The sequence below is a fragment of the Algibacter agarivorans genome (assembly GCF_039543245.1).
GTDB lineage: Bacteria > Bacteroidota > Bacteroidia > Flavobacteriales > Flavobacteriaceae > Algibacter_G > Algibacter_G agarivorans.
Window position 1 is genome coordinate 118,456 of the sequence record NZ_BAABJJ010000010.1, and the last position, 25,928, is coordinate 144,383.

At 30.1% G+C, this 25,928-nt stretch carries 18 protein-coding genes and 1 pseudogene; 14 read left to right on the forward strand and 5 right to left on the reverse strand.

Features of this window, described 5'->3' with window-relative positions; all coding sequences use genetic code 11:
• Nucleotides 1–179: 179 nt before the first annotated feature.
• Nucleotides 180–642: pseudogene (locus ABD935_RS16600) on the forward strand (transposase); the annotation flags it as partial.
• A 145-nt stretch (nucleotides 643–787) separates the two neighbouring features.
• Here ABD935_RS16600 and ABD935_RS03800 read toward each other — a convergent pair.
• Together ABD935_RS03800 and ABD935_RS03805 are read right to left on the reverse strand one after the other, a co-directional pair.
• Nucleotides 788–1,588 (reverse strand): hypothetical protein, encoded by an 801-nt coding sequence (locus ABD935_RS03800; protein ID WP_345190267.1) that lies wholly within the window; start codon nucleotides 1,586–1,588, stop codon nucleotides 788–790.
• Between the two features lie 98 nt (nucleotides 1,589–1,686).
• Complete coding sequence (locus tag ABD935_RS03805; RefSeq protein ID WP_345190269.1) at nucleotides 1,687–3,129, reverse strand: MBOAT family O-acyltransferase; 1,443 nt, start codon at nucleotides 3,127–3,129, stop codon at nucleotides 1,687–1,689.
• A 396-nt stretch (nucleotides 3,130–3,525) separates the two neighbouring features.
• Between ABD935_RS03805 and ABD935_RS03810 the strand changes: the two genes are divergently transcribed.
• The 9 genes from ABD935_RS03810 to ABD935_RS03850 are packed head-to-tail and all read left to right on the forward strand — an operon-like array spanning nucleotide 3,526 to nucleotide 15,334.
• Complete coding sequence (locus ABD935_RS03810; RefSeq protein ID WP_345190270.1) at nucleotides 3,526–4,620, forward strand: glycosyltransferase family 4 protein; 1,095 nt, start codon at nucleotides 3,526–3,528, stop codon at nucleotides 4,618–4,620.
• Nucleotides 4,621–4,638: 18 nt separating this feature from the next.
• On the forward strand, nucleotides 4,639–5,979 hold the full coding sequence (gene murJ / locus ABD935_RS03815) for a murein biosynthesis integral membrane protein MurJ (RefSeq protein ID WP_345190271.1): 1,341 nt from the start codon (nucleotides 4,639–4,641) through the stop codon (nucleotides 5,977–5,979).
• A complete protein-coding gene (locus ABD935_RS03820; protein WP_345190273.1) occupies nucleotides 5,976–7,124 on the forward strand; it encodes an O-antigen ligase family protein in 1,149 nt (382 codons plus the stop codon). Before murJ ends, ABD935_RS03820 begins: the two co-directional genes overlap by 4 nt.
• Before the next feature lie 5 nt (nucleotides 7,125–7,129).
• Nucleotides 7,130–8,218 (forward strand): glycosyltransferase, encoded by a 1,089-nt coding sequence (locus tag ABD935_RS03825; protein WP_345190274.1) that lies wholly within the window; start codon nucleotides 7,130–7,132, stop codon nucleotides 8,216–8,218.
• 29 nt (nucleotides 8,219–8,247) lie between these two features.
• Nucleotides 8,248–9,210, forward strand: coding sequence for an ATP-grasp fold amidoligase family protein (locus ABD935_RS03830; RefSeq protein WP_345190275.1), 963 nt, complete (start codon nucleotides 8,248–8,250; stop codon nucleotides 9,208–9,210).
• 27 nt (nucleotides 9,211–9,237) lie between these two features.
• Nucleotides 9,238–11,094 (forward strand): asparagine synthase (glutamine-hydrolyzing), encoded by a 1,857-nt coding sequence (gene asnB / locus ABD935_RS03835; protein ID WP_345190277.1) that lies wholly within the window; start codon nucleotides 9,238–9,240, stop codon nucleotides 11,092–11,094.
• Entirely contained in the window at nucleotides 11,069–12,262 is a 1,194-nt protein-coding gene (locus ABD935_RS03840) for a glycosyltransferase (protein WP_345190278.1), read from the forward strand. The genes asnB (ABD935_RS03835) and ABD935_RS03840 overlap by 26 nt, the downstream gene beginning before the upstream one ends.
• Before the next feature lie 11 nt (nucleotides 12,263–12,273).
• A complete protein-coding gene (gene asnB, locus ABD935_RS03845; RefSeq protein ID WP_345190279.1) occupies nucleotides 12,274–14,172 on the forward strand; it encodes an asparagine synthase (glutamine-hydrolyzing) in 1,899 nt (632 codons plus the stop codon).
• Between the two features lie 25 nt (nucleotides 14,173–14,197).
• Nucleotides 14,198–15,334 carry a glycosyltransferase family 4 protein gene (locus ABD935_RS03850; RefSeq protein WP_345190280.1) on the forward strand — a complete coding sequence of 379 codons (1,137 nt, stop codon included), beginning with the start codon at nucleotides 14,198–14,200 and terminating at the stop codon, nucleotides 15,332–15,334.
• 77 nt (nucleotides 15,335–15,411) lie between these two features.
• On the opposite strand, the gene ABD935_RS03855 is transcribed toward ABD935_RS03850, so the two are convergent.
• Nucleotides 15,412–15,819 (reverse strand): amino acid permease, encoded by a 408-nt coding sequence (locus ABD935_RS03855; RefSeq protein ID WP_345190281.1) that lies wholly within the window; start codon nucleotides 15,817–15,819, stop codon nucleotides 15,412–15,414.
• Nucleotides 15,820–16,439: 620 nt separating this feature from the next.
• Between ABD935_RS03855 and ABD935_RS03860 the strand changes: the two genes are divergently transcribed.
• Nucleotides 16,440–19,202 carry a Calx-beta domain-containing protein gene (locus ABD935_RS03860; RefSeq protein ID WP_345190282.1) on the forward strand — a complete coding sequence of 921 codons (2,763 nt, stop codon included), beginning with the start codon at nucleotides 16,440–16,442 and terminating at the stop codon, nucleotides 19,200–19,202.
• A 293-nt stretch (nucleotides 19,203–19,495) separates the two neighbouring features.
• Entirely contained in the window at nucleotides 19,496–20,608 is a 1,113-nt protein-coding gene (locus ABD935_RS03865; RefSeq protein ID WP_345190283.1) for a glycosyltransferase family 4 protein, read from the forward strand.
• A 388-nt stretch (nucleotides 20,609–20,996) separates the two neighbouring features.
• On the opposite strand, the gene ABD935_RS03870 is transcribed toward ABD935_RS03865, so the two are convergent.
• Both ABD935_RS03870 and ABD935_RS03875 read right to left on the reverse strand, forming a co-directional pair.
• On the reverse strand, nucleotides 20,997–21,770 hold the full coding sequence (locus ABD935_RS03870; protein WP_345190284.1) for an SDR family oxidoreductase: 774 nt from the start codon (nucleotides 21,768–21,770) through the stop codon (nucleotides 20,997–20,999).
• Nucleotides 21,771–21,925: 155 nt separating this feature from the next.
• Nucleotides 21,926–23,215, reverse strand: a complete 1,290-nt coding sequence (locus ABD935_RS03875) for an ATP-binding protein (RefSeq protein WP_345190285.1) — start codon at nucleotides 23,213–23,215, stop codon at nucleotides 21,926–21,928.
• Between the two features lie 895 nt (nucleotides 23,216–24,110).
• On the opposite strand from ABD935_RS03875, the gene rfbF reads away from it, so the two are divergent.
• Both rfbF and rfbG read left to right on the forward strand, forming a co-directional pair.
• Nucleotides 24,111–24,878, forward strand: a complete 768-nt coding sequence (gene rfbF / locus ABD935_RS03880; RefSeq protein WP_345190286.1) for a glucose-1-phosphate cytidylyltransferase — start codon at nucleotides 24,111–24,113, stop codon at nucleotides 24,876–24,878.
• Complete coding sequence (rfbG, locus tag ABD935_RS03885; RefSeq protein WP_345190287.1) at nucleotides 24,863–25,927, forward strand: CDP-glucose 4,6-dehydratase; 1,065 nt, start codon at nucleotides 24,863–24,865, stop codon at nucleotides 25,925–25,927. Before rfbF ends, rfbG begins: the two co-directional genes overlap by 16 nt.
• Nucleotide 25,928 lies beyond the last annotated feature (1 nt).

Consider the following 25,928-nt stretch of genomic DNA (forward strand, 5'->3'; position numbering starts at 1 on the left):
CTAGTTATGTGTTTTATGGATGCTGGGATTGGAGGTTTCTTTCTTTAATTTTCATTAGTTCAATAAGCGACTGTCTTACAGTCTGAGTTTGACTTAAGAAAAGAGGCTTTTCAGCATAAAAAAAGCAGAATGTTTAGTATGTTAAAGTATTGAAATTTAATATTAAAAACATTCTGCTGATGATTTCTAAAGATAAAATTAAACAAATATTTTGTTCTTTTGATGATTTTTGTCCTGTTTTTGAACCTGAATTAGTAAAACGAAAACTCTCTACATTAAAAAAGACAAGAAACCGTAAATTCAAGATGTCCTATAGTGAAATAGTGACCACTACTGTTTTATTCCATCTAAGTGGCATAAGAACCTTTAAATATTTCTATATTCATTATGTCCAAGGCCAACTCAAACAAGAGTTTCTAAATACAGTTTCATACAATCGTTTTGTTTAATTAATACAGTCTAATTTACTGCCATTAACTATATATATGAAGACCTGTTGTTTAGGGTTATGTACTATCATATCTTTTATAGATTCAACACCAATACATGGGTGCAACAAAAAAATGAAAAAAGCAAAACAAAGTGTTTAAGGATATTGCTGCTATTGGTAAATCTACTATAGGTTGGTTCTATAAGATTAAATAAAAACTTGTCAGAGTTCATGACTTTTCTTTCTTCAATTAGTTACTGTATATATTGAAAGAGAACCTCACTACTAGTGTGATAGGTCTGTCAAAGTGAGCAGTGTAAATGAAGTACTAAAATTTGGTTCATTTATGGGTTGAATTTAATGGTTTTTCTTAATTTCTTTCATTAAATGAGTAGTGAATAATTTGGCTCCAATAGTATTTAAATGATCTAAGTCTTGAAAATAATCATCTGCTAAATCAAACTCAGAATAATCAAAAAAATTAAATTGTGATAAGTTTGAACTATAGAAGTTATTTAATAATTGAATTTCTTTTTCCTTACTTTTTTTATATTCAGGGTGTATTGGGGTACTAATAAAAATAAGCTCAATATTGTTTTTAATTGAAAAATCAATTATTTTAAATAAATAGTTAATCTCAATTAGCGAATATTCAAGAGCCCTAATCTTCTTGTTTTTTTTACGTTGTTCAAGGTCTTTTTTTAAACTATTCCTTTCGGAAGGTTGAAAACTCCCTAAATCCCGTTCCGTCAATGATCCTTTGATGAGTAGTTTTATTGAATATTTTGGGGATTCGATAATGCCTTGAATAACAGCTGATGGGTTTGCTTTTAATAAAAATAGAAAATCTGAAAAATTCATCAAATCGGCATAAACCCTTAACTTACTTTTAATATTACTTGTGTTAAAAAGCCATTTATCTTCATATTCAATTAACAAATTATGATTAGATAATGCCAAAAGCAACGTGTCAATTTGTGGGTTTTCTTTTTTTAACTTTCTAATTTTCAAGTAAGAATAAAAATAAGAATCGGCACTATGTGATAAATTTATACTATTATTATAAATATTGTCATCAATCGCATATTCAGTATGTGAATCTCCAAGTATTAAAACGTTTTTATCTTTTACTATTTTATATCCATAATAGTTAATCAATATAGAATTAAAAAGAAGAGAACCCAGACATATTAAGAAAAATATCCCTAAATACTTAAAACAATTACTAATGAAAATTCTCATGACATTTATAAATATTAGAATTGGAAATAAATAAAATCCTGTTGTGAACCTCCATACCAAAATATGGTAAAAAATATAAGGATATAAAAGCTCCAACGAAGGGGGCTTGAAATCTTAATATCGTGTAATTCTAGGGCATGTTCTTTACCTCTTTGCAACCACTCAACAAAAACCAATGTAAAAATAAATGCTAATGTTATAAGCCAATTAATTAAATTATCGGGAACAGTTAAAATTGACTTACTGAAAAGCCCCTTTAAATAAAGTAAAGCGTCAGTAACGGTTGGAGCTCTAAAAAAGACCCAAGCTACCATCGTAAGCAAAAATGTAAAAATGATTTGTCTAAACTCAACAAAAGTTGGAAATAAACGTCCTTCTGCTACATCATTAGTATTTACCCTGTTTTTTTTCATTAACATTATAGGAATAAAGTATAATGCATTTAAAAAGCCCCAAACAATAAAAGTCCAATTTGCACCATGCCAAAACCCGCTAACAAGAAATATTACAAATACGTTTCTAATCTTTTTCACCAATCCGCCTTTGCTTCCACCAAGAGGTATATATAGATAATCTCTAAACCAAGTAGATAATGATATATGCCAACGTCTCCAAAATTCAGCTATATCTCTAGAAAAATAGGGAAAAGCAAAATTTCTCATCAAATTAAACCCAAACAATCGAGACGTACCAATAGCAATATCAGAATAACCAGAAAAATCACCATAAATTTGAAAAGTAAAAAACAAAACTCCAAATACTAAAGTACTAGCAGAATGTTCAGAATAATTATCAAATATTTGATTTGCAAAAGTTGCACAGTTATCTGCTACCACTACTTTTTTAAATAGGCCCCAAAGAATTTGTCGCATGCCATCTACAGCATTAGAATAAACAAATCTTCTTTTTTTATAAAATTGTGGAAGTAAATTTGAAGCTCTCTCAATTGGACCAGCTACAAGCTGAGGAAAGAAACTAACAAAAGCGAGAAACGATAAAATATCTTCTGTTGGTTTCAACTTTTCCCTATAAACATCAATAGTATAACTAAGTGTTTGAAAAGTATAAAAACTAATTCCTACAGGTAAAATTATATTAAGCCCTTGAATACTTATATTACTACCAAACAAACTAAATGCATCAATGAAATTATCAAGGAAAAAATTATAATATTTAAAAAAACCTAAAAAACCTAGATTAACAAACAGACTTAAAAGCAATAAAACTTTACGCTTTGTTTTGTCTTCATATTTACTCAACCCCAAGCCTATGGAATAATCTAGTAAGCTACTAAATACAATTAGAGACAAAAATCTATAATCCCACCAGCCATAAAATAAATAGCTAGCTACAATTATTAAAAGGTTTTGTAATTTTAAATTCTTTTGTACTACAAACCAATAAAGGGTAAAAACTATAGGTAAAAAAATCGCAAAATCAATTGAATTAAACAGCATATGAACTGAGAATTTTTAGATTTAATTAATAACTAATAAAACCGATTATATTTGGCTTACAGGCCGCAATATATAAAAATATCCTTTTTAAACCTTGTTATTATTTTAGTATAATAGAGGCATCTGTACAACATAAGTAACATATTTGATAAAATAAGAAATAGGAGTTTTATAACTTTAATTATATTGTGATTCTATCTTTACTTTATATATTGAAATTACAAGTCTTTAAACCGAATATATTTATAGGTTAACGAAAAAATAAGAGTATCCCTGGCACTTTTTACATCTTTACAAAAGATTATTGAATTTAGAATTCTTTATAAGAAAATATAGTCATAGTTTTACCATTTAATCCAAGGTGATTTCATAAAAAGAATACTACCAAATATAATTATGAATAAAAAGAAAATTTCTTTTGTTATAGGGGCTTTAACTGCAGGAGGAGCTGAACGTGTTGTAACTACACTTTCTAATCAACTTATAGAAAAATATGAAGTTCACATTATAATTTTAACAAAATGCGAACCCTTCTACAAGCTTAACAGTAGCATTAGGTTGTTTTATTGTAGAGAAAAATTCTTGCCAAGTAACAACATATTTCAAGCATTAAAAACCAATTATTCATTTTACAAAGCAATATCTAGTTACTTAAAAAACAATAAAATAGATTTAGTTATTGGTTTTATCACTAGTGTTAACATTTTAGCCATTTTGGCTTCTCGTAAAATTAATATTCCTTGTATAATTAGTGAACGCATCTTTCCTGAAAAGTCAGACATTCAGATTCAATGGGAAATATTGAGGAAATTGTTATACAGAAAAGCAAACTTTCTGGTAGTACAAACTAGCGAAATTAGAGAGCAATTTAAATCAATCATTAATTATGATAAAATAATCATATTAAAAAACCCTATCGCACCTGAACTATCTGAAGCCCGAGACATCCAATTTAAAAAAGATAATATCATTTTAAACATAGGTCGTTTAACGAACCAGAAAGCTCAAGATATCTTAATAAAGGCTTTTGCGAACATAGATAATGATAATTGGAAATTAATAATAATTGGGCAAGGAGAAAAACAAAAAGAATATGAAGAACTAATAAAATCATTAAAATTAAATGATAAAGTAAATTTATTGGATCAAACAAAAGACATTGCTCATTTTTATAATAAATCAAAAATTTTTGCATTCACATCTATTTTTGAAGGCTCTCCAAATGCATTAATAGAAGCTATGCATTTTGGGCTTCCATGTATTTCTACCGATTGTCCTACTGGTCCTTCGGAATTAATAACAGACGGTCATAGTGGATATTTAATCCCTATTAATGATCAAAAACAACTAGAAATGCGTTTGTCAAAACTAATAAATGATGAAAAGTTAAGAGAAAAATTTAGTGATAACGCGATTTTAAGTGTTAAACCATTAGAAGCAGAACCTACAACTTTAGAGTGGATTCATTTATTTGAAAAATTATTAAATTGAGAAAAATAAGCCCCAAAAATGAAATTTTTTGATTTAAAAAAACTTGTACTAACCTATTCAAAAAGTACTGTACTAAGAAACATTCTTTTAGTTGGAACTTTAACTGTACTGGTTAAGATAATAGCTTTCTATAAAGAAACTGTTGTTGCCTCAGCATTTGGTTTATCTGAATTACTGGACACCTTTTTCATTGCTATGCTTATACCTGGTTTTATAAGCAATGTTTTTATAGGTGCTTTTGGAAGTGTTTTTATCCCAAATTATGTTAAAGCATCAAAATCAGATAACAATTTAAGAGCATTTCAAACAACAGGATTTTTAATTACTATAGTGATTTCAATCCTTTTCACTATAGTAGCCATATTATTTACTGATACTTTTATTGAAACATTTTTTAGTGGTCATTCAAAAATATACTATAGCTTAATAAGAATACAATTCTATTATATTGTTCCTTGTATATTTATTTGGGGGTTAAATTCATTATTATCAGGGCTCTTGCATATTAGTGGCGAATTTAAAACCCCAACATTCGTAGGAATAGTTACTCCAATAAGTTTTTTAGTTTGTATTATTTTTTTTAAAGAACAATTGGGGCAAAAAATTCTAGCTGTTAGTTTATTAGTAGGCACTCTAATAGAGTTTCTTCTTATACTAATAATTTCTTATAATAAGAAAATTATTAAATTATCAAAACCTAATTTTAAAAGTCCAGACATAAAAATAATGCTGAAGCAAATCCCTGCCAAAGTTTCATCTGGATTTTTAACGGGGCTTATACCAGTTACCGATCAATATTTTGCTGCAAAACTAGCTATTGGTTCAATTGCCTCATTAAATTACGGATTAAAAATACCTGCTTTTTTAACTTCTATATTAATAATTTCTATGGGTAAAGTTTTACTTCCTCATTTTTCAAAATTAGTTATAGAGGATAAAAAAATGGCATTTGAAAAACTAATTTTTTCTTTAAAGCGTTTATTTATAGTTACTTCTTTAGCTGCAATATGTGTCATTTTAATATCACCATGGTTGATAGAATTTTTATTTGAACGAGGAGAATTCACTAATAAAAACACTGAGATTGTTTCTCTGATACAAATTATTTTTTTAGTTTATGCACCATTTACTGTATGTGGTATGGTTATAGTTAATTTTTTAACTAGTATAAACGAAAATAATTTCATGGCAAAAGTATCATTAATTGCAGTTGTTTTAAATTTAGTGTTAGATATTATTTTTATGAAATACTATGGTGTTTTTGGTATTGCTCTTTGTACTACTACTGTATTTATTGTTAGAGCCATCATATTATATAGATATACTTTAAAACTTAAAAAGCAAAATCAATTAATTTGAAGAAAATATTAAGAATATTGATTTTAATTCTAATAATGTGGGGTTTTCCTACATTTGCGCTTTTCTATATAAGTATAGGGTTAGGTGCACTTACTAGTTATATAACAATCCTTCTATTACTGATTTATTTCGTGTTTTTCGTCGATAATTACAGAAAACCGTTATTGCCATTTATTTTTTTGGGTATTACATATTACACTATTTCTGGTATCCAGTTTTTGCCAACATACGGATTTGTAGAAGATTACCTTGTGTTTTTTATAAAATTCATCATTGTTGTTGTCTGTTGCACTGAAGTCGCAAAGGATTCTAAAATAGAAGAAATATTTATCGTTACCATTTTTGGTGCTTTAAGTATAGTTTTACATGCTACAATATTTCCAAATATAGATGCTACTTTCGGTGATACTTATGGACGATTTAGTGGCTTCTACTTAAATCCAAATTACGCAGCTATTACTAGCCTTATTGGTTTTAGTTTAAGTTATGGAATAAAAAGCGTCAAGTTAAAATTAATTGGCCAACTTGTATTTTCATTCGCAGGTATATTAACTATGTCACGATATTTTCTTTTAATATGGATACTCACTAATATAGTTGCCGCTGTGATGAATAGAAGAAATTTATTAGCTCCTATTTTAGGTGTCATAGTACTTTCTTTTGTTTTGTTTTCAGGGGCAATTAAACTTAACACAGCAAGATTTGAGGCTTGGCAAAGTGTTTTTAGTGATGATGAGGAAGTTAAAACAGAAACATTTAATGACGACAATCGACAAGATACTTGGGCTACCTATACAGACATTATATTAAGGAAACCCTTTTTTGGAAATGGTTACCGCAAATTACAAGGAGGATATTTTGGATTAGCAGCAGGTGTTCATAATCTATATTTATTAGTACTAGGAGAAGCTGGTATCATTGCTTTTGTGTTTTTTATGTGGATTGTTCTTTTTCTTTTAATCAAAAGTATCCAATACTATCGGTATAACTTTTATTATATTTTTCTAGCAATTGTTTTAGCAACATCTTTTCTTGTAGGTCATACCTATTTCGAAAAATATTCTACTATATTTATCTCAATTTTTTTATATCTAAAATTATTGGATCATGGTAATGAAAGGAAAAGCGAACAAGCGTTACAATAGAAATTATGACTAATAAGAAAACAAATGTTATTTTTATTTTACCATCGTTGGCTGCTGGTGGAGCAGAGCGCGTCATGTCTTATATTGCGCAAAATATTAATAATCAAAAATATAATGTAACCTTAGTTGTTATAGGTTTTAAAAAGGATAATGCTTTTGAGGTCAATAACATAGAAGTAAAGTACCTTAATAAACCTCGTGTGGTAACTAGCATAGTTGATTGCGTATTCTTATTCAAACGCTTAAAACCTAAAATTGTAGTTAGCGCGCTTTCAAATTTAAATGCCTATATGGGATATATTTCTATATTATTCCCAAAATGCAAATTTATAGGTAGAGAGGTAAATATAGGAAGCGTTTTAAAAGACCACCCTGAAGAAAATAACAGATACTATCCTTCATTCATAAATAAATATGGTTACAAAGGTTTGGATTATATTATTTGTCAATCACAAGACATGTATAGTGATGCTTTAAATCATCCTAATTTAAAAAATCACAACCTTGTAGTTATTAATAATCCAATTACTAAATCATTCAATGTTAAAAAAAGCACATCTAATCAAAGCCCAAATAGAACATATAAATTTATTACTGTTGGGAGTCTAGAAAGAAGAAAAGGCCATTTAAGAATATTGAAAGTTTTAAGTGAAATAAAAGATATTGATTTTCAATATATCATAATTGGAAGAGGGTCGCAAAAAGAAAATATTTTTAGCAAAATAGCAGAACTTAATATAGAAGATAAGATAATACATATTCCATTTACCAATAATGTAGCCAAATATTTGTCTGAGAGTGATGTATTTCTTCAAGGATCGTTTGTGGAAGGATTCCCTAACGCTCTAATAGAATCATGTGCGGTTGGAACACCTGCAGTTGTTTTTGATGCACCTGGTGGTATTAATGAAATTATTCAAGATGACGTCAATGGATTTATTGTAAATTCTGAAAAAGGTTTTAAAAATAAAATTCTTAAAGCTATATCCAAAGCATGGGATCCTCAAATTATACACAATTCTGTTTTTGAAAAGTATAATTCTAAAACTATTTTAAAAAAATATGAAGAGTTATTTGATTCTTGTCTAACTTAATTAATTACCACTCAAATTTATTTTATTTAATGAAAAAAATATTGAAATACATATACAAAAAAACAATAATAGGTAACTACTTAATTACTAAACTTATTGATTTAAATAGATTTTATTTATTTCGCATAAAACCAGAAAAAAAATATCTAACAGATGAATTTGAAAACAGTTTTGGCAGAAAAATCAATTTAAGCAATCCAAAAACATTAAATGAAAAAATTGTATGGCTTAAATTATACGATAGAACGCCTCTGCACACAACATGCGCTGATAAATATGCAGTTAGAGAGTATATAAAGACAAAAATAACTGATAAATATATAATTCCTCTATATCTTAAGACTAAAAACGAAAAAGATATTGTGCCTGATAATTTACCAGACTATCCTTTCATAGTAAAAACGAATCATGATAGTGGCGGTGGAATAATTGTTCGTGATAAATCTAAAATCGATTGGAAAAAAGTTAGAAAAGGTCTTAAAAAAAGAATGAAGCATAACTATTATTATGGTTCTAAAGAATGGCAATATAAAAATATTGAACCTTGTATTATTGTTGAAAAATTACTTTTGAACAAAAAGGGAAATATACCATTTGATTATAAAATACATTGCTTTAATGGTAAAGTTAATATGATTCAAGTTGATATTGACAGAGATTCTGATAATCATTATAGAAATTGGTACAACCCAAAATGGGAAAGAGAGCCTTACAAATGGACTTCCTTGAAAGACAAGGGAAAAACAACTGAACCATCTGATGAAGAAGTTGAAAAACCAAAAACACTAGAAGAAATGATTACCTTATCTGAAAAGTTATCTGAAGATTTTTGCTATGTAAGAGTAGATTGGTATGATTTAGATGGGAAATTATATTTTGGAGAATTGACCTTTCATCATGATGGAGGAAATAGACCAATAATTCCCGAAAAATATGATGAAATATTAGGGCGGAAAATCATACTACCAAAAAAAGAATCAAGCAGCTCATAATTAAATTAAGAATAGAAATTATACAGTATGTGTGGAATTTACGGTACAACTATAACATATTCAGATAATCAAATAAAGTCTAAACTAGAAAGAACTGCATTTCGAGGTCCTGATAAAATGGATTGGAAGTCATACAATTATAATGATGCAACTATTACTTTTGGGCATAATAGACTATCAATTATAGATTTAGACCCAAGATCAAATCAACCCTTTAATTATCTTGATAAAATAAACATTGTTTTTAATGGTGAAATATATAACTTTCAAGAATTAAGAAAAAGGTTATCACAAAAAGGGTATGTTTTTAATACCACAAGTGATACCGAAGTTATTTGCGCTGCATATTTAGAGTTTGGTAAAAAGTGCTTAGACCATCTAAATGGTATGTTTGCATTTGTTATTTATGATATTAGAAAACAACAATTTTTTGGTGCTAGAGATAGGTTAGGACAAAAACCTTTCTATTATTATTTAAATGGAAAAGAGTTTGAGTTTTCTAGTCAAATTTCATCAATTCAACTCTTTAATGAAAAAAGGTTGACCATTTCAACCAATGCAATACGTGAGTATTTATCTTGGGGTACCATTCCAGATCCCAATTCAATTTTTAACGAAATAAAAAAATTACAGGCTGGGCATTATTTTACATATGATTTAAACACTGGCAAATTCAAAAACGAAGAATATTGGGATATCGATTATTTAGGTAAATATAAATTCACAGGAACCTATGATGAAGCTACACTAGAACTTGAGAAAATTGCAAAAGACGCAGTAAAAATGAGATTGTTTGCTGATGTGCCTGTAGGTGTTTTTCTTTCTGGCGGCGTAGACTCTTCATTAATAGCTGCCTTAGCTACAAAAAGTACTAATGAAAAAATAAAAACATTTTCTGTAAAATTTAATGAAAAAGGATTTGATGAAAGTATTTATGCAAAGCAAGTTGCCGACCATTTAAATACTGATCATCACATTATTGAATGTAATTACAAAGAAGGTATTGAACTAATTGATGATTTTCATCATTATTATGATGAGCCCTTTAATGACTCTTCCGCGATTCCTTCAATGTTGTTGGCAAAATACACAAAAAAGCACGTAACTGTAGCGCTCTCTGGAGATGCTGGAGATGAGAGCTTTATTGGTTATCATAGATATAATTGGGTGAGGCATATGAATAACATTTATAAAATGCCAAAACCACTTAGACTTTTAGCAGCTAAAACTTTAAATATTATGCCTCATTACAAATTAAAAGTAATAGGCGGTGTGATTCATAATAAAAGTGTAAATGATGCTTATTTAAGCACTTTATATAGTCCAGAGTCTAATTGGTTTGAGTTTGAACAAACTAATAAATTACATTTTGAAGAACTTAAATACTTGTATCATGAAAATAAAAATGTATTTGAGAGGGTTTCCGACTTTGATATTAAAACGTATTTAAACTGGGATATCAACACCAAGGTAGATAGAGCGACTATGGCTTATTCTCTTGAAGCAAGAGCTCCTTTACTGGATTATAGAATTGTTGAATTTGCAAGATCGCTACCAACAGATTTCAAATTTCAGAATAAAAATCAAAAAAGAATTCTTAAAGATGTTTTGTATAAACATGTTCCTAAAGAAATATTTGACAGACCAAAAGCTGGTTTTACAATGCCCTTTAAAGAATGGTTTAAAGCAGATTTAAAGGATTATGTTTTAACTGAATTAAACTTTGAAAACTTAAGTGAGATTCCAGGAATAAAACCAAAAGAAGTCATAAAAATGATTAACCAACATATGGATGGAAGTTGGAATCGTACTGGACTTATTTGGCAGTTAATAATCTTAAGGCAATGGCTAAAAAATAATGGACAAGGATTTTCAATTAAATAATACAAATAAAGTAAAGGCTTTAGGTATTTTAATTTATTCATTATCTGGTGGTGGAGCAGAAAGAGCTGTTTCTCACCTGCTAGCCTATTGTTTTGATAATAAAATAGAGGTGCATCTTTTTTTGATGAACCCAACAATCAAATATGAAATACCTAGTGAAATCGAAATACATCATATTGAAAAATCTAGTCCTAATGAAAATGGTATTATAAAGACATTAAAAATTCCTTTTTTAGCATACAAATATTCTAAACTTTTGAAGCAATTAAAAATCACTCATAGTTTAAGTTTTTTAACTAGACCTTCTTTTATAAATATAATTTCAAGTAAACTAACAAGATATAATTATAAGGTAATAACTAATGAACGTGCATTTCCTAGCCTTCAATATAGTTATCCAAGTTTTCAATCTTCTTTCAATAAAAGAATGATTCGTTTACTATACAAAAAGTCTGATGTTGTAATATCAAATTCTCATGGAAACGCTAATGATTTGATAGAAAATTTTAGTGTACCTACTGATAAAATAAAAGTGGTTAATAATCCTATTGATCTAGACAAAATAGATAAAATTGAAGGATTAGATAATTTTTTTGATAACAAAAAATTTAATTTAGTAACACTTGGTCGTTTGGATATTGGTAAAAACCATAGTATGCTTTTAAATGCAATGAGCGAATTAAACAACCCGATATTAAGATTATATATATTTGGAGTTGGAAATATGAAAAAAGAATTAGAATCTCAAATCAAAGAACTAAAGCTTGAAGAACAAGTTATTTTAGCAGGGTTTGACCCTAACCCATATAAGTATCTAAAAAAAGCTGACTTATTCATTTTTGGTTCAAATCATGAAGGGTTCCCTAACGTATTGCTTGAGGCCATGTCTTGCGGCTTACCTATTTTAACTACAAATTGTCAATCTGGTCCAAGTGAAATCATGGAATTGGAAACTGTTGAAAATGATTTAATGAAAACAGATTACGGAATCTTAGTACCTATTAAGAATGCTAAATTAATGGCAAAAGGAATTAACTATTTTCTTTCTAACAAGACTTATCTTGATAGCTGTAAAACTAGTGTTTTAAAACGTGCCGAAGATTTTAGAAAAAATAAAATATTAAAAGAATATATAGATGTAATTAGTTTAACTGATTATTCAAAATAAAAAGCAAACCCATGTGCGGAATTAACGGAATAATAAATAAAACAAGTTGTAGCGAACATGAAATTACTGCCGCATTGACTAAAATGAATAATTTAATTATTCATAGAGGTCCTGATGAAGATGGTTTTATAACTACCAAACAAGATAGTTTTTCATTAGGAATGGCTATGAGAAGGTTATCTATTATAGATTTATCAACAGGAAAACAACCTATATACTCTGATGATAAAAAAATAGTTATTGTTTTTAACGGGGAAATATATAATTATAGAGCCCTTAAACTAAAATTAGAAGAATCGGGAACTACTTTTAAAACAAACAGTGATACTGAAGTTATTTTAAAACTATATCAAAAACATGGTATTGAGTCATTTAAATGGTTAGATGGTATGTATGGTTTCAGCATCTTTGATCAACATAAAAATAAGGTATTTATAGCTAGAGATTTTTTTGGAGAAAAACCGCTTTATTATACTGATACAAACAAACAGTTTATTTGGGCTTCAGAATTAAAATCAATAGTAGATGTATTAGATTTTAAGCCCGAACTATCAAAAAAGGGTGTAAATCTTTTTTTGAGGCTAACTTATATTCCTGCACCTTATTCAATATATGATAACATTTTTAAGCTAGAAGCTAATCATTATATAGAGTATGATTTAATAACCAATGCACACAAGATTAATAAAATCTGCCCAGAAACCCTCCCTAAAGAAGATAAGGTGAGTTTTGAAGATGCAAAAAAGCATGTTAAAGATTTAGTTTACGAAAGTGTTAATAGCAGGTCTATATCTGATGTTCCTTTAGGAACATTCTTATCTGGTGGTGTTGACTCTTCAATAGTATCACTCTGTCTTGCTCAATCAGCAAATAAAAAAATAGAAACATTTTCAATAGGTTTTAAAGAAGCTAAATCTGATGAAACAGATAAATCTCAACTTGTTGCCAAAATGATTGGTAGTAATCACCACGAATTTAAAATTGGTGAAGATGATTTAAAAGATAATATTCATGAAATTTTATTGAACTTTGACGAACCATTTTCTGATACTGCAGCCCTACCCACTTATTTCGTTTCTAAAAAAACAAGAGACTACGTAAAAGTTGCATTAACTGGTGATGGTGGCGATGAGGTTTTTGGAGGTTACAATAAGTATTATGTTGGTAAAATGAACACGAAATACACCAATATTGTTCCTAAACCGATACATAATGTACTTTTAAACTCTTCAAAGTATTTATTAGCCACTAAAAATGATAATAGAGGTAAACGCTTTAAAATAAGAAAGATGTTGAAAGCTGTAAATTATGATGGTAATCAATATTGGGATATTATTTCATTGGCAAATACCGAATTAGAATTGGCTGAAATTCTAAATACCTCCCATTATATAAATGATTTATTCGGTGAATACCAAGATACGTTATATAGTGATAAGGCTGAATCCCTTACTGAATTTAGACATGTAGATAAAATATTAAGTTTAGAAGGCGGCATGCTTGCAAAAGTTGATAGAACAAGCATGCAAAATTCTTTGGAATGTAGAGCGCCATTTTTGAATAAAAAATTATGGGATTATACTAATACATTACCTGAAAGCTTTTTGATGAAAGGTTGGAACAAAAAACATATTTTAAAAGAAGCTTTTAAAGATCAATTCCCCAAAAACTTTCTTGAAAAAGGAAAAATGGGCTTTGGTTCTCCAACAGGTAACTGGTTAAAATCTAGTTTAAAGAAAGAATTAGAATCATATATTGATCCTAAATTTTTATCAAGCCAAGGTATCTTTAACTTAGATAAAATAATTCCTTTAGTACAGAATCATTTAAACAGTAAACGCGATAATACGTTTAGAGTTTGGTCTTTTTATTGTTTCCAAAAATGGTATAGCAATATCTATTTAAAATAAAACCATAATCCAAAAACTATAGAGCATGAATAATAAAAAAAGAATTTTGGTTTTATCTTCATTAGCAAATTCACTAATAAACTTTAGAGGTGACTTTATTAAAAATCTCGTAAAAAATGGTTATGACGTTTATGCCGCCGCACCAGGATTTACAACAGAAAATCACAAAAAAGTTCAAAATCTAGGAGCTATTCCTGTAAAATTTAATTTACAGAGAACTGGATTAAATCCTTTCAAGGACTTTAAAACCATTTTGGAATTAAAGAAAATAATGGCCAATAATAAAATAGATTTAGTATTCCCTTATACGGTTAAACCAGTAATCTATGGTTCTATTGCGGCTAATATTAATAAAATACCTGTTATTTCTTTGATAACTGGTTTAGGGTTTGCCTTTTCAGGGTTGACTTTTAAGGCCAGAATGCTGCAAAGACTAAACGAGTTTTTGTATAAAATATCTATTAGAAAAAACAAAACAATTGTTTTTCAAAATTCAGATGATCATCAATTATTCCTTGATAGGAAAATAATCTCTAAAAATCAAAAAGTAGGATTTGTAAGTGGCTCTGGTGTTAATCTAGAATGGTTTAAAACGAGAGTAAATGAGAATACCTCCGATGTTATTAGCTTTGTTATTGTTACTAGATTGATAAAAGAAAAAGGTGTTCATCTTTATATTGAAGCAGCTAAAAAGTTGAAAGAAAAATATCCAAAAGCAGAATTCCATGTAATCGGTGCATCAGGAAACTCACCTTCGTCTATTAAATCAGAAATACTATACAACCTTCACGAAAAAGGAACAATAGTTTTTCACGGTTCGCAAAGTAACGTTTCTGAGCATTTATTTAAAAGGGATATTTTTGTACTTCCAACTTATTATAGAGAAGGTGTTCCAAGATCTATCTTAGAAGCTTTATCTGTTGGAATGCCAGTAATAACAACAAACACTCCTGGCTGTAAAGAAACTGTTATTAATGGAAAAAATGGTTTTTTAATAAAACCTCAGGATTTAAATGAATTAGTTAGTGTTATGGAATATTTTCTAGTAAATAAAGAAAAAATTAAGGAAATGGGCATAAATAGTAGGATTTATGCTGAGGAAAGGTTTGATGTTAACATTATTAATAATAGTCTTTTAAATATATTAAATAACGTTTTTTAGATTAAAGTTTACCCCATTTCACAAGCAATTATACCAAACATTATAATCTGAGATGTTTTTTATTAACACTTTGGAAATCAATCTATAATTACCTTATTTATAGAAATAACTTTCAAAATCCTAGAGCTTCTTAGAATACCTCCTAAAGCGGAAGATAAAATAGCTCCCCAAATACCTGCGACAACTGCCAGCGTAAATAGCGCCATTTTCATAAGAAAATTATAATCTGTTTTTAAGCCTTCAGAGTTAACATTTAATGCAATAAAAACAGCAAGTCCTAAATAAATGACCAAGCCTACACCAATAGCTGATAACGTTCCTAAAGGAATTGATTTTTTCGAGTTTTTCAAATCTTCGCTCATGGCATTACCGGCAGTAAAACCAGTAAGAGCTGGGAAAAATAAAGCAAATACAACATCTAAAGACACCGAGGTTTCATCAGAAAATAAATGTACCGTTTCGGGCGTATATTCTGAGGTTCCCAAAAAAACAGAAATCAATGAAATGGCAATGGCATTAAGAGAACCTATAAATAAACACTTATTCTGACTAGCTAGAGAAGAATGAAGTCATAGTATAAGATGCACTGATATATATCATTGTATCGCTTATAAAAATTCGTGATTTTTATTAAAATATTTATCAATTAAAAATATAGCCTAAATTATTTTTAAATACTATGTCGAAATTTACAGTCATTTTATTGGTTGTTTTTTTTTCTAAAACGTAAAATCCACGGGATGATTATTTAATGAAAAGAGAAAATATGGTTAAAACCCAACTATTTGCAAGGGGATATTAATGATATGGTGACACTTAAAGCCATGCAACAATTGGAAAGACATCAATTATTGTCGATAATCAAACCATCTCTCAACCCTATATTGTAGAAGTGGATATTAATTGAGTCTGTAATACTAAATTAAACATATAATGTCGCATATAAATCGTTTCTTTTTTGCTTACTTTTTATTAAAAATTTTTACCGTAACAAAGGCTATGCTTAGAATTTTAATTTCAGTTAATCAAAAAATAATTCAATTTCTTAATACGACATTATATATTCAAATTGATATAAGAGCTGTTAATCCTAAAACTTATTAAAATGAAAAAAGCATTAAATATTATAGTCGGATTACTGTTTTTTTCTTACTCTTTCAACCTTTTGGCACAGAATGATACAAGTTTTTATTTATCCCCACACCCTGACGATTGGCAATTATTCATGAATCCTAATGCTTATCAGAGTGTTAAAAATACTAATGAAAAAGTCGTTTTTATACATACAACTGCAGGAGATGCTGGAAGTGGTACTGGAAATAATAATTATTTTTTAGCGCGAGAACAAGGAAGCTTAAGAGCTCTTAGATTTATGTCTAATACTTTTACATCAGGAGCTGGTTTAGGTACTAATATGAACGAAACTACAGTTACAATAAATGGACATTCAATTCTTAAATACACCTATAGAAACATAGTGGCTTACTTCTTGAGATTGCCTGACGGGAACCCAGATGGATCGGGTTTCGCTTTACATAATTTCAAGAGTTTACAAAAATTGTATAATGGAACTGTATCAAATATTTCGGCGGTAGATAATAGCACTACATATAATTCATTATCAGATTTAGAATACACTCTTAAATCTATAATAGAATTAGAATCGTCTAATTTAAATAGTGTGGTATTCAATTTGGCAGATGATGATGATACTATTAATCCAGATGACCATTCAGATCATGTGTATTCTTCCAAAATAATGCAGGATGTTGCTGATGACATAGGAAATATAACCCTCAACTTATATGTTGATTATGATTCTGGTACAAGAGCACAAAATGTGTTTAACGATAATTACTTAGTAAGTGCTGGCACATGGGGGGTAACAACTTCTGGATTGTCGGATAATTTTCATAACAGCACTTGGAACAATAGTCATAATGTTTGGATTGGAAAACAATATTTTAGGACTCTCGGAACCAGTACTATCGCCTTTACAAATACTGAAGTCATCGTGGATGAGAACATCCCAGTAGGCTTTGCAAGGTTCAGCGTAACACTGACCGGTGATATCAGTGAAAAGGTAACTGTTGATTACACCACAGTTGGGGGAACCGCCCTTAGCCCTGGGGATTATTCAACTACATCAGGAACCATCACTTTTACGCCAACAAATAAATCGTTCGATATCGATGTACCAATTACCAATGATGCCACGATAGAAACGCAAGAAGCCTATACCGTTGTGCTTTCAAATATCCTATCTAATCTTGAATTAGTAGGGTTCGTTAATGGCGTTTCAAGTATTACAGCAAACGGAATCATTAATGATGATGATAGTAACACTTCTAATATTGCATTAAACAAACCTACAACTGCCTCAAGTTATGAAGACGATCGTGTTAGCTCACTAGCAGTCGATGATGATTTTTCTTTAAGTAGTTGGTGGGGAGCTCATCCTTATGAACAATGGTGGCAAGTTGATTTACTTGATATTTATGACATTGGCGAAATTATAGTCACTAATTATTATGATGGTACAAGATTTTATCAATATGACATCGAAGCGTCATTAGATGGCATTAATTGGACTGAAATTGTAGATTTTAACGACAATACAACACCTGCATCTAATCAAGGTAATACCTTTAATATTACAAATACTAGTGCTCGTTATTTAAGAGTGAATATGAATTTTAATTCTGCAAATGTTGGTGTACATATTGTTGAATTTGAAGCTTACGGGGAATTAAAAGATTCCGGTATTATCTCCTTTACAAATACTGAAGTAATTACAGATGAAAACACCCTAAATGGTTTTGCAACTTTCAATGTGACACTTTCAGGTAATATCAGTGAAAATGTAACAATAGACTACACCACAGCTGATGGGACTGCTCTTAATCCAGGAGATTATTCAACTACTTCCGGAACAATAACTTTTACGTCTACAAATAAATCGTTTGATATTGATGTGCCAATTACAGATGACACCGTGACAGAGTCACAGGAATCCTATACCCTAGTGCTTTCAAATATCGTGTCAAATCTTGAAGTAGAATTCGTTAATGGAGAATCTACCATTACCGCAAATGGAATGATTAATGATGATGATAGTAACACTTCTAATATTGCATTAAACAAGCCTACAACTGCTTCAAGTTATGAAGACGATCGTGTTAGCTCACTAGCAGTCGATGATGATTTTTCTTTAAGTAGTTGGTGGGGAGCTCATCCTTATGCGCAATGGTGGCAAGTTGATTTACTTGATGTTTATGACATTGGCGAAATTATAGTCACTAATTATTATGATGGTACAAGATTTTATCAATATGACATCGAAGCGTCAATAGATGGCATTAATTGGATTTCCATTGCAGATTTTAACGACAATACATCTCCTGCAACTAATCAAGGTAATACATTTAATTTTACAAATACTAGTGCTAGATATTTAAGAGTTAATATGAATTTTAATTCTGCAAATGTTGGTGTGCATATCGTTGAATTTGAGGTTTATGGCGGAATCTTTGTAGCTTCAAAATCGTCTACTTCAAAAACAGCTGTATTAAATTCAATTAATTCAAATCAAGCCGAAAACCTTGAACGACAAAGTGAATTTCAAGTTTATCCTAATCCAGTCAATAAAGGGGATAATATATTTTTAGAATTAGATGACGTTATAAAAGGAACTGTATTGTTGGAGGTTTTTGATATTAAGGGGGCTTCTGTATTAAGGAAGGAAATTGAACAAAACAACTCAAAAAACAGTATTAGACTGAATACTAGCACATTCATATCAGGATGGAATATTGTTAGTTTGACCACAAATGGCAAAACCATTAGTAAAAAACTATTTATAAAATAAACTGAACTCGAATTATACGTAACCATAAAAAGCAACGCAACGGGTCCTAATAATTATTAAAATGTAAAAGCATATATTTATTTTCGCAAAAATTGAATAACCTAAATATTTAGATATGAACTTTGATAACCATAACAGTTTATTAAGTTATCGATTCTCTCAAATCGGCAAATGTATATTTTATAAGACGTAAAAAAAACAGTCAGAAGTTGCGGTTTTACTTTTTGCGAGTATAACGAATGTCTTCATAATTTTATCAAAGAATTAGTAAATCAATAAGTAAAATATTATCTATGAAAATAGCATACATTGTTGACGAAATAAGTTTAAGCGGTGGATTAGAAAAAATGATATTGGTGCAAGCAGACTATTTTATAAAAAAATTCAAATATGAAATAGAAATAATATTATTACATGAAAAAAGTTATGCCTCGAATCCAAAATATGAAGTCAACCAGAATATAAAGCTTCATTACCTGGATATAATTAGTAGCGGTCCAAAAAAATATTTCCATAGAGTAATTGGAGTAAATAGAAAACTAAAGCAAATTAATCCAGATATTGTCATGGTTTGTAGTGATGAGGTATTTGAAATGAATTTGGCTAGTCTTGTTAAGAAAAGGCAGCCTTTCATATATCAAAGACATAGCGCAAAAAAAACTAATTTTGTTCAGCGTGATGGAAAAAAGCTAAATATTATAAAGTATTATCTAAAAAAAATCATTTTGTCAAGATCTGGTTTGGGCTATGATAAAGTTGTATTATTAACAGAAGAACATAAAAAAGATTGGCCACATTTGAACAAAATAGAAATAATAAACAACCCAAATGCGCTGAGTACTGAAGGAAAGCGAGCAAAGCTTGAAAATAAAGTAGTTATTGCCGTTGGAAGACAGGATTATGTTAAGGGATATGATATGCTTTTAAAAGCTTGGCAAAAGGTTATAGAAAAGAACCCTGATTGGACTTTAAAGTTTTATGGAAGAGTCAATAAATCACTTGAGTTAGCAAAAACTGCCGAAAATTTAGGGTTAATAAATAATGTACAATTTCACGAGCATACAAACGATATAATTTCAGCCTATTTGGATGCTTCAATTTTAGTCTGTTCCTCAAGAACAGAAGGGTTTTCACTTGTTTTGGTCGAAGCTATGTCACTGGGGTTACCTGTTGTTTCATTTGATTGTCCTTATGGCCCTCGTGCAATAATTACTGATTCCGAAGATGGAATTCTTGTCGAAGCAAATAATATAAATCAACTATCTGAAGCCTTACAATCATTAATGGCAAATATTGATCTTCGGAAATCAATGGGAAAAATGGCAAAAAAAAATGTCAAAAAATTTACTCCAGACGAAATAATGAAAAAATGGAAAATCTTGTTTGAGGAAGTCCTAGTTCAATGAAAGTTGAGAACAAATTTCAAAAATTTTGAACAAATAGATAAATAAATATTTTATGTTTATTGACGAATCAATTCTTTTTATTGCGTGCTTAATAATTTAATTGAATGAGCTTAATTGATTCTTTTCCTAAATGAATTTATTTGGTGTTTTTGAAAATATTCGCGATTTAAAATAATAGAAATGAGTTTTTAGAACAAAAAAAACGACCATTTTTTTTCTTTAGAAGACTAATAGATATAAAGTTATAAAATTTGAAATTTATTCTATTTAAATAATATTATTTTGTTCAAATTACAATCTTATCCGCTCTTAAAAAAAATTAATACACTTTTGTTCACCTTATCCATAGCTAATTAACTTGCAGTTTAAAATAACCAAATACTCTTGTTTACCTTCCCAAATACCCGCCATCAACAGGTATTATAGTACCAGTAATGTAATCACTCGCAGAAGACGATAAAAACACGGTTAACCCCTTTAAGTCTTCACCGCTACCCCATCTTTTCATAGGGACTCTCATAAACACTTCATCTGTTCTTTTTTTATCATTTATCAAGGCAGTATTTAACTGTGTATCCATATATCCAGGGGCTATGGCATTAACGCAAATTCCCTTGGCGGCCCAATCGTTTGAAAGGGCTTTTGTTAATTGTCCAACTCCTCCTTTTGAGGCTGCGTATGCAGGAATGGTTATACCCCCTAAAACACTCATTATAGAAGCAATATTTATTATTTTACCACCACCATTTTTCAACATGGTATTACCTGCATATTTGCAATAAAAAAAGGTAGCGTCCAAATTAACAGCTATAACTTTATGCCACTCGTCTTCTGGAAAGTCCTCACTAGAATATCGTCTTTGAATTCCAGCTGAATTTATTAAAATATCTATTGTTCCACCCAAAATTTCCAGAGCGCTTTTATAGGAATCTCTTATTTCCTCAATCTTGCTTACATCAGCTTTTATTGGACTTACATTGAGCCCAGTTTTTTTAAGATTTTCACATAAAGTAAAGACTCTTTCATCGAAGTCAATAACAACCGTTTGGGCTCCTGCCTGGGATATCGCTTCAACCATGGCAATTCCAAGATCACCCGCTCCACCAACAACAATCGCCTTTTTTCCAATTAAACTAAACGAATCTAAAATATTTTCTGTCATACTTATTGTTTTATTTTATAAACAACTCTCCATGGACTTATAGAATCTGTAAAAACGATACTTTTATACCTGTAAATTTGCAGATCACAGCACTAACTTCTCAAAATCTTCCTTTTGGATATGTTGTATTAATTTACTATTTAAATCGAACTTTTCTAATTAATACTATAATCCTCTTCTTTCCATGGTTTTAACCATTCTAGAATCATGTTTTCCCCATTTGAATCAAAAACCTTTAGCGTGTTTTTAAAATTTCCGATGATTTGGTTGACTTCAACAATAGAATCTGCATTAACATAAATTCTATAAATAATCTGTCTTTCTGTACCCAGAAATTCTTCCTTAACCGTATCACCAACTTTAAATCGTTCTACAACAAAAGCTACATTTTCATTAGATTTTATTTCATTTATGCCTTCTACTTTATCAATTTTACCACCTTTTAATAGAATCCAAATTGAACTGGCAGATTTACCTCTAAACTTATAATCATTTTTTTCTGGAAAATCATCGTTCCCAAAAACTCCAGTAAATGCATAGTTTATAAGCATTTTTCTATGATCAAACCCATTTATAGCATCTAAATGAATATGAGGTGCTTCCCCTTGTAATCTAAATCCAGGATCATAAATATAAAACTCATCGTTTTCAACAAAAAACTGAATACAGAGTACCCCCGCCTGTATATTTAGTCCTTCAAACATGGTACATAATTTAGGATGTACATCTTTAACGAACCTATCTGTATACTTAGAAGGATATGCGGTACCTAGTGCTATAGGACTAGAGTCACCTTGTAATCTTGTAAGCTGTCTGTCAAAAGTTGCTGAAAGATAAGGAATACCATTTCTAAAAGTATAATACACTGCTAAATCATCGCAGTTTGTATCCATATATTTTTCAACTAGGACTACTCCTTTTTTTGAATATTTTAAAACATTTTCTACAGTAGCAATATAATCTTCTTCATCTCTACAAATCTTCACGCCAACTCCTCCTCCACTATCCACAGGCTTAACGATCAAGGGGTAACTAATGTTTTGTGGTTTTTTAATTTCAGAATCGTTTGTTAAATAAATTCCGGGAATATCTTGAATACCATATTTTTCGCAATAGCGCTTAAATCCGTCTTTACTGCAAAACGCCTCTACTGCTTTCTCAGTAGCATAACAAGGAAAATTTAGTTTCTCACAAATTTCCCGATAAGGTTTTACTAGGATGTCTGCAACACCAACTAAAACGCCATCAACTTTTCTTTCTTTAGCAATTCTTACAATTTTATCGATATCAAAACCATCTATGTCGTAAGTCTCAGAGGCTACTTTTTTTGCCGGAGCATTGGGATTTGGATCAATAACAATGGTATAAATACCCATGGACTCAGCAATATCCACCAAAACCCCTGTTTCAGGATTACCGCCAAGTATTATTAGTTTTTTTTGCATAAACTATATTTATTAATTTGTTCTTAACTCAAAATGATAAGGTTGCTAAACTAAAAAAATACTTTAACAAAAGTCTTAAATGGATTAAACTTTATAATAGTTTTCATAATCTTGTTTCAATAAATTCTGACTAGATTCTATAATACATCATTTATTGCCATTTTACATATTTCCTTTCGCGATATCACTGTCTTGACCAGCTAGACAGCATAAACAGCCTTATTGACACTTTCTGTAATGTAAGTAGAATTACGGACAGTGATAAAAAGAGTAGTTCGTTGCTTATGGATTAGAGACTCTGCTTTAGAGGCTCACAATGTATTCTAAATTCTTCCAATATAATGGTCGTATTTTTCAACAAATATAATTATTGTTTAAATCATATAATAGAACATAGTAGTATTTTTTAGATGGCTTAAATTAATAATTTAATGGAGTGATATTATAAATATCCGAAAATTTAGATTTCAAAAAAACTGAGAATCGACTTTTTTAGATTTTCGTATTCAAAAATACATTTTAATGACTCTTTGAAATGGGGGAATGTCGATTTGCATACCTAAAGGTTGATATAATGACTATTTGTACACAAGACATGGAGCCCTCTTAAAAACGAAGCTCTGAAACTGGTATTCTCAATAAGCAATCAACACTATACCCTGGATCTAATAATTGTCTGCCTTCTTTTGACTGACAAGCGTTTAAATATGAATATAACTAGCCATGTCAATAGAACTATCTACTATTGATATTAAAATATATAGTGTACCACAAAGGGTTTTTCTTATTTTTATCGAAAAAATGAGATGTACGGGAATAAGTTTATAAAAAGTAGTTAGATTTGTTTCATTATAAAATTAATCTTTGAATTAACATTTAATATTATTTCTACAAAATGAAAGTTTTATTATTAGCCGGTGGGCTTGGAACACGGATTTCTGAAGAAACGCATCTGAAGCCAAAGCCCATGATTGAAATTGGGGGAAAACCAATTTTATGGCATATTATGAAAATGTATTCTCATTACGGCTTTAATGAATTTGTGGTTCTATTAGGGTACAAGGGATATGTGGTCAAAGAGTTTTTTGCCAATTACTTTATGCATAATTCTGATGTTACTGTGGATTTGGCAGAAAATAAAATAACAATTCATAACAACAAATCAGAACCTTGGAAGATTACGCTTCTGGATACTGGAGTGCATAGTATGACTGGTGGGCGGATACTTAGAGCCCGAAAGTATATTGGAGATGAACCCTTTATGCTTACTTATGGTGATGGAGTGTCTGATGTAAACATTAAAGCCTTAGAGGAATACCATCGAAGTCACTCAGGTTGTATAACTATGACCTCTGTGCAGCCTGATGGGAGATTTGGCTCACTTAAAATGGAGGGAGACCGTATTAGTGAGTTTATGGAAAAACCTAAAGGTGACGGGGGTTGGATTAATGGTGGTTTCTTTGTTTGTGACCCTACGGTTTTTGATTATATAGATGGAGATTCTTCCATTTTTGAAAGGGAACCTTTAGAAAAGATGGCCGATGACAAAGAGCTCTTTGCTTTTAAGCACACAGGTTTCTGGAAACCAATGGATACACTTAGGGATAAAAATCAACTAGAGGACATGTTGGCAAACAATACGGCGAAATGGAAAACATGGTAGTATTTGATGATTTTTTTAAGGGAAAAAGAATTTTTTTAACTGGACATACTGGTTTTAAAGGTTCATGGATGACTCTTTTGCTTCAAGCCCTTGGAGCAGAAGTAACGGGTTATGCACTTTCTCCTGAACAAGAACAAAACTTATTTGATTATGCTGGATTGGATAAAAAGATGTGTTCTCATATAGGAGACATAAAGGATTTTTCTGCTTTACAGAATGCAATGAAAAATGCTGATCCCGAAATAGTAATCCATATGGCTGCTCAACCACTGGTTATAGAATCATATAAAAATCCTGTTAATACTTATGAGACAAATGTGATGGGAACGGTGAATTTACTTGAAATAGTTCGTCAATTACCTAATGTCGCTGTTTGTCTTAATATTACCACGGATAAAGTTTACAAAAATAACGAATGGCTTTGGGGATATCGTGAAACAGATTCTTTGGGGGGGCATGATCCCTATTCCAATAGTAAGGCTTGTTCCGAATTGGTCACCCAATCGTATCGCGATTCTTTTTTTAATGATTCCAACACCGTTTTGGCTACCGCAAGGGCGGGAAATGTTGTAGGAGGAGGAGATTGGGCGGCTAATAGATTGGTTCCCGATTTTATTAGGTCTATCCAATCTGGTGAACAGGTCGTAATAAGAAGCCCAAAGGCTGTGAGACCTTGGCAACATGTTCTTGATTGTTTGGGAGGATACTTACATCTTATTTGGCAATTATCTGCTAACAAAAAATTAGCAACGAGTTATAATTTTGGTCCAGACAATGACAATATTAGAACGGTTGAATCCCTTATAAATAAAGTTTGTAAGGCATGGGGAGAATCAGCGTCATATAAAATTGAAGGGAATGACGCTTTTCATGAAGCGGGTTTGTTGCGATTGGATATTTCTAGAGCTAGACAAGAATTGAGGTGGCAACCTAAGTGGGGAATGGAAAAAACCGTAACACAAATTGTAGATTGGTACAAAGCTTTTTCCGAGGGTCAAAATGCCTTGGGACTTTGCCAAAAACAAATAGACGAATTTCTTCATCATTGAT

What these genes read in the sequence shown, in the direction of transcription:
- ABD935_RS03805 (WP_345190269.1), bottom strand. Translation starts at nt 3,129, where the DNA reads ATGCTGTTTAATTCAATTGATTTTGCGATTTTTTTACCTATAGTTTTT.
- ABD935_RS03810 (WP_345190270.1), top strand. Translation starts at nt 3,526, where the DNA reads ATGAATAAAAAGAAAATTTCTTTTGTTATAGGGGCTTTAACTGCAGGA.
- murJ (WP_345190271.1), top strand. Translation starts at nt 4,639, where the DNA reads ATGAAATTTTTTGATTTAAAAAAACTTGTACTAACCTATTCAAAAAGT.
- ABD935_RS03825 (WP_345190274.1), top strand. Translation starts at nt 7,130, where the DNA reads ATGACTAATAAGAAAACAAATGTTATTTTTATTTTACCATCGTTGGCT.
- ABD935_RS03830 (WP_345190275.1), top strand. Translation starts at nt 8,248, where the DNA reads ATGAAAAAAATATTGAAATACATATACAAAAAAACAATAATAGGTAAC.
- asnB (WP_345190277.1), top strand. Translation starts at nt 9,238, where the DNA reads ATGTGTGGAATTTACGGTACAACTATAACATATTCAGATAATCAAATA.
- ABD935_RS03840 (WP_345190278.1), top strand. Translation starts at nt 11,069, where the DNA reads ATGGACAAGGATTTTCAATTAAATAATACAAATAAAGTAAAGGCTTTA.
- asnB (WP_345190279.1), top strand. Translation starts at nt 12,274, where the DNA reads ATGTGCGGAATTAACGGAATAATAAATAAAACAAGTTGTAGCGAACAT.
- ABD935_RS03850 (WP_345190280.1), top strand. Translation starts at nt 14,198, where the DNA reads ATGAATAATAAAAAAAGAATTTTGGTTTTATCTTCATTAGCAAATTCA.
- ABD935_RS03860 (WP_345190282.1), top strand. Translation starts at nt 16,440, where the DNA reads ATGAAAAAAGCATTAAATATTATAGTCGGATTACTGTTTTTTTCTTAC.
- ABD935_RS03865 (WP_345190283.1), top strand. Translation starts at nt 19,496, where the DNA reads ATGAAAATAGCATACATTGTTGACGAAATAAGTTTAAGCGGTGGATTA.
- ABD935_RS03870 (WP_345190284.1), bottom strand. Translation starts at nt 21,770, where the DNA reads ATGACAGAAAATATTTTAGATTCGTTTAGTTTAATTGGAAAAAAGGCG.
- ABD935_RS03875 (WP_345190285.1), bottom strand. Translation starts at nt 23,215, where the DNA reads ATGCAAAAAAAACTAATAATACTTGGCGGTAATCCTGAAACAGGGGTT.
- rfbF (WP_345190286.1), top strand. Translation starts at nt 24,111, where the DNA reads ATGAAAGTTTTATTATTAGCCGGTGGGCTTGGAACACGGATTTCTGAA.
- rfbG (WP_345190287.1), top strand. Translation starts at nt 24,863, where the DNA reads ATGGAAAACATGGTAGTATTTGATGATTTTTTTAAGGGAAAAAGAATT.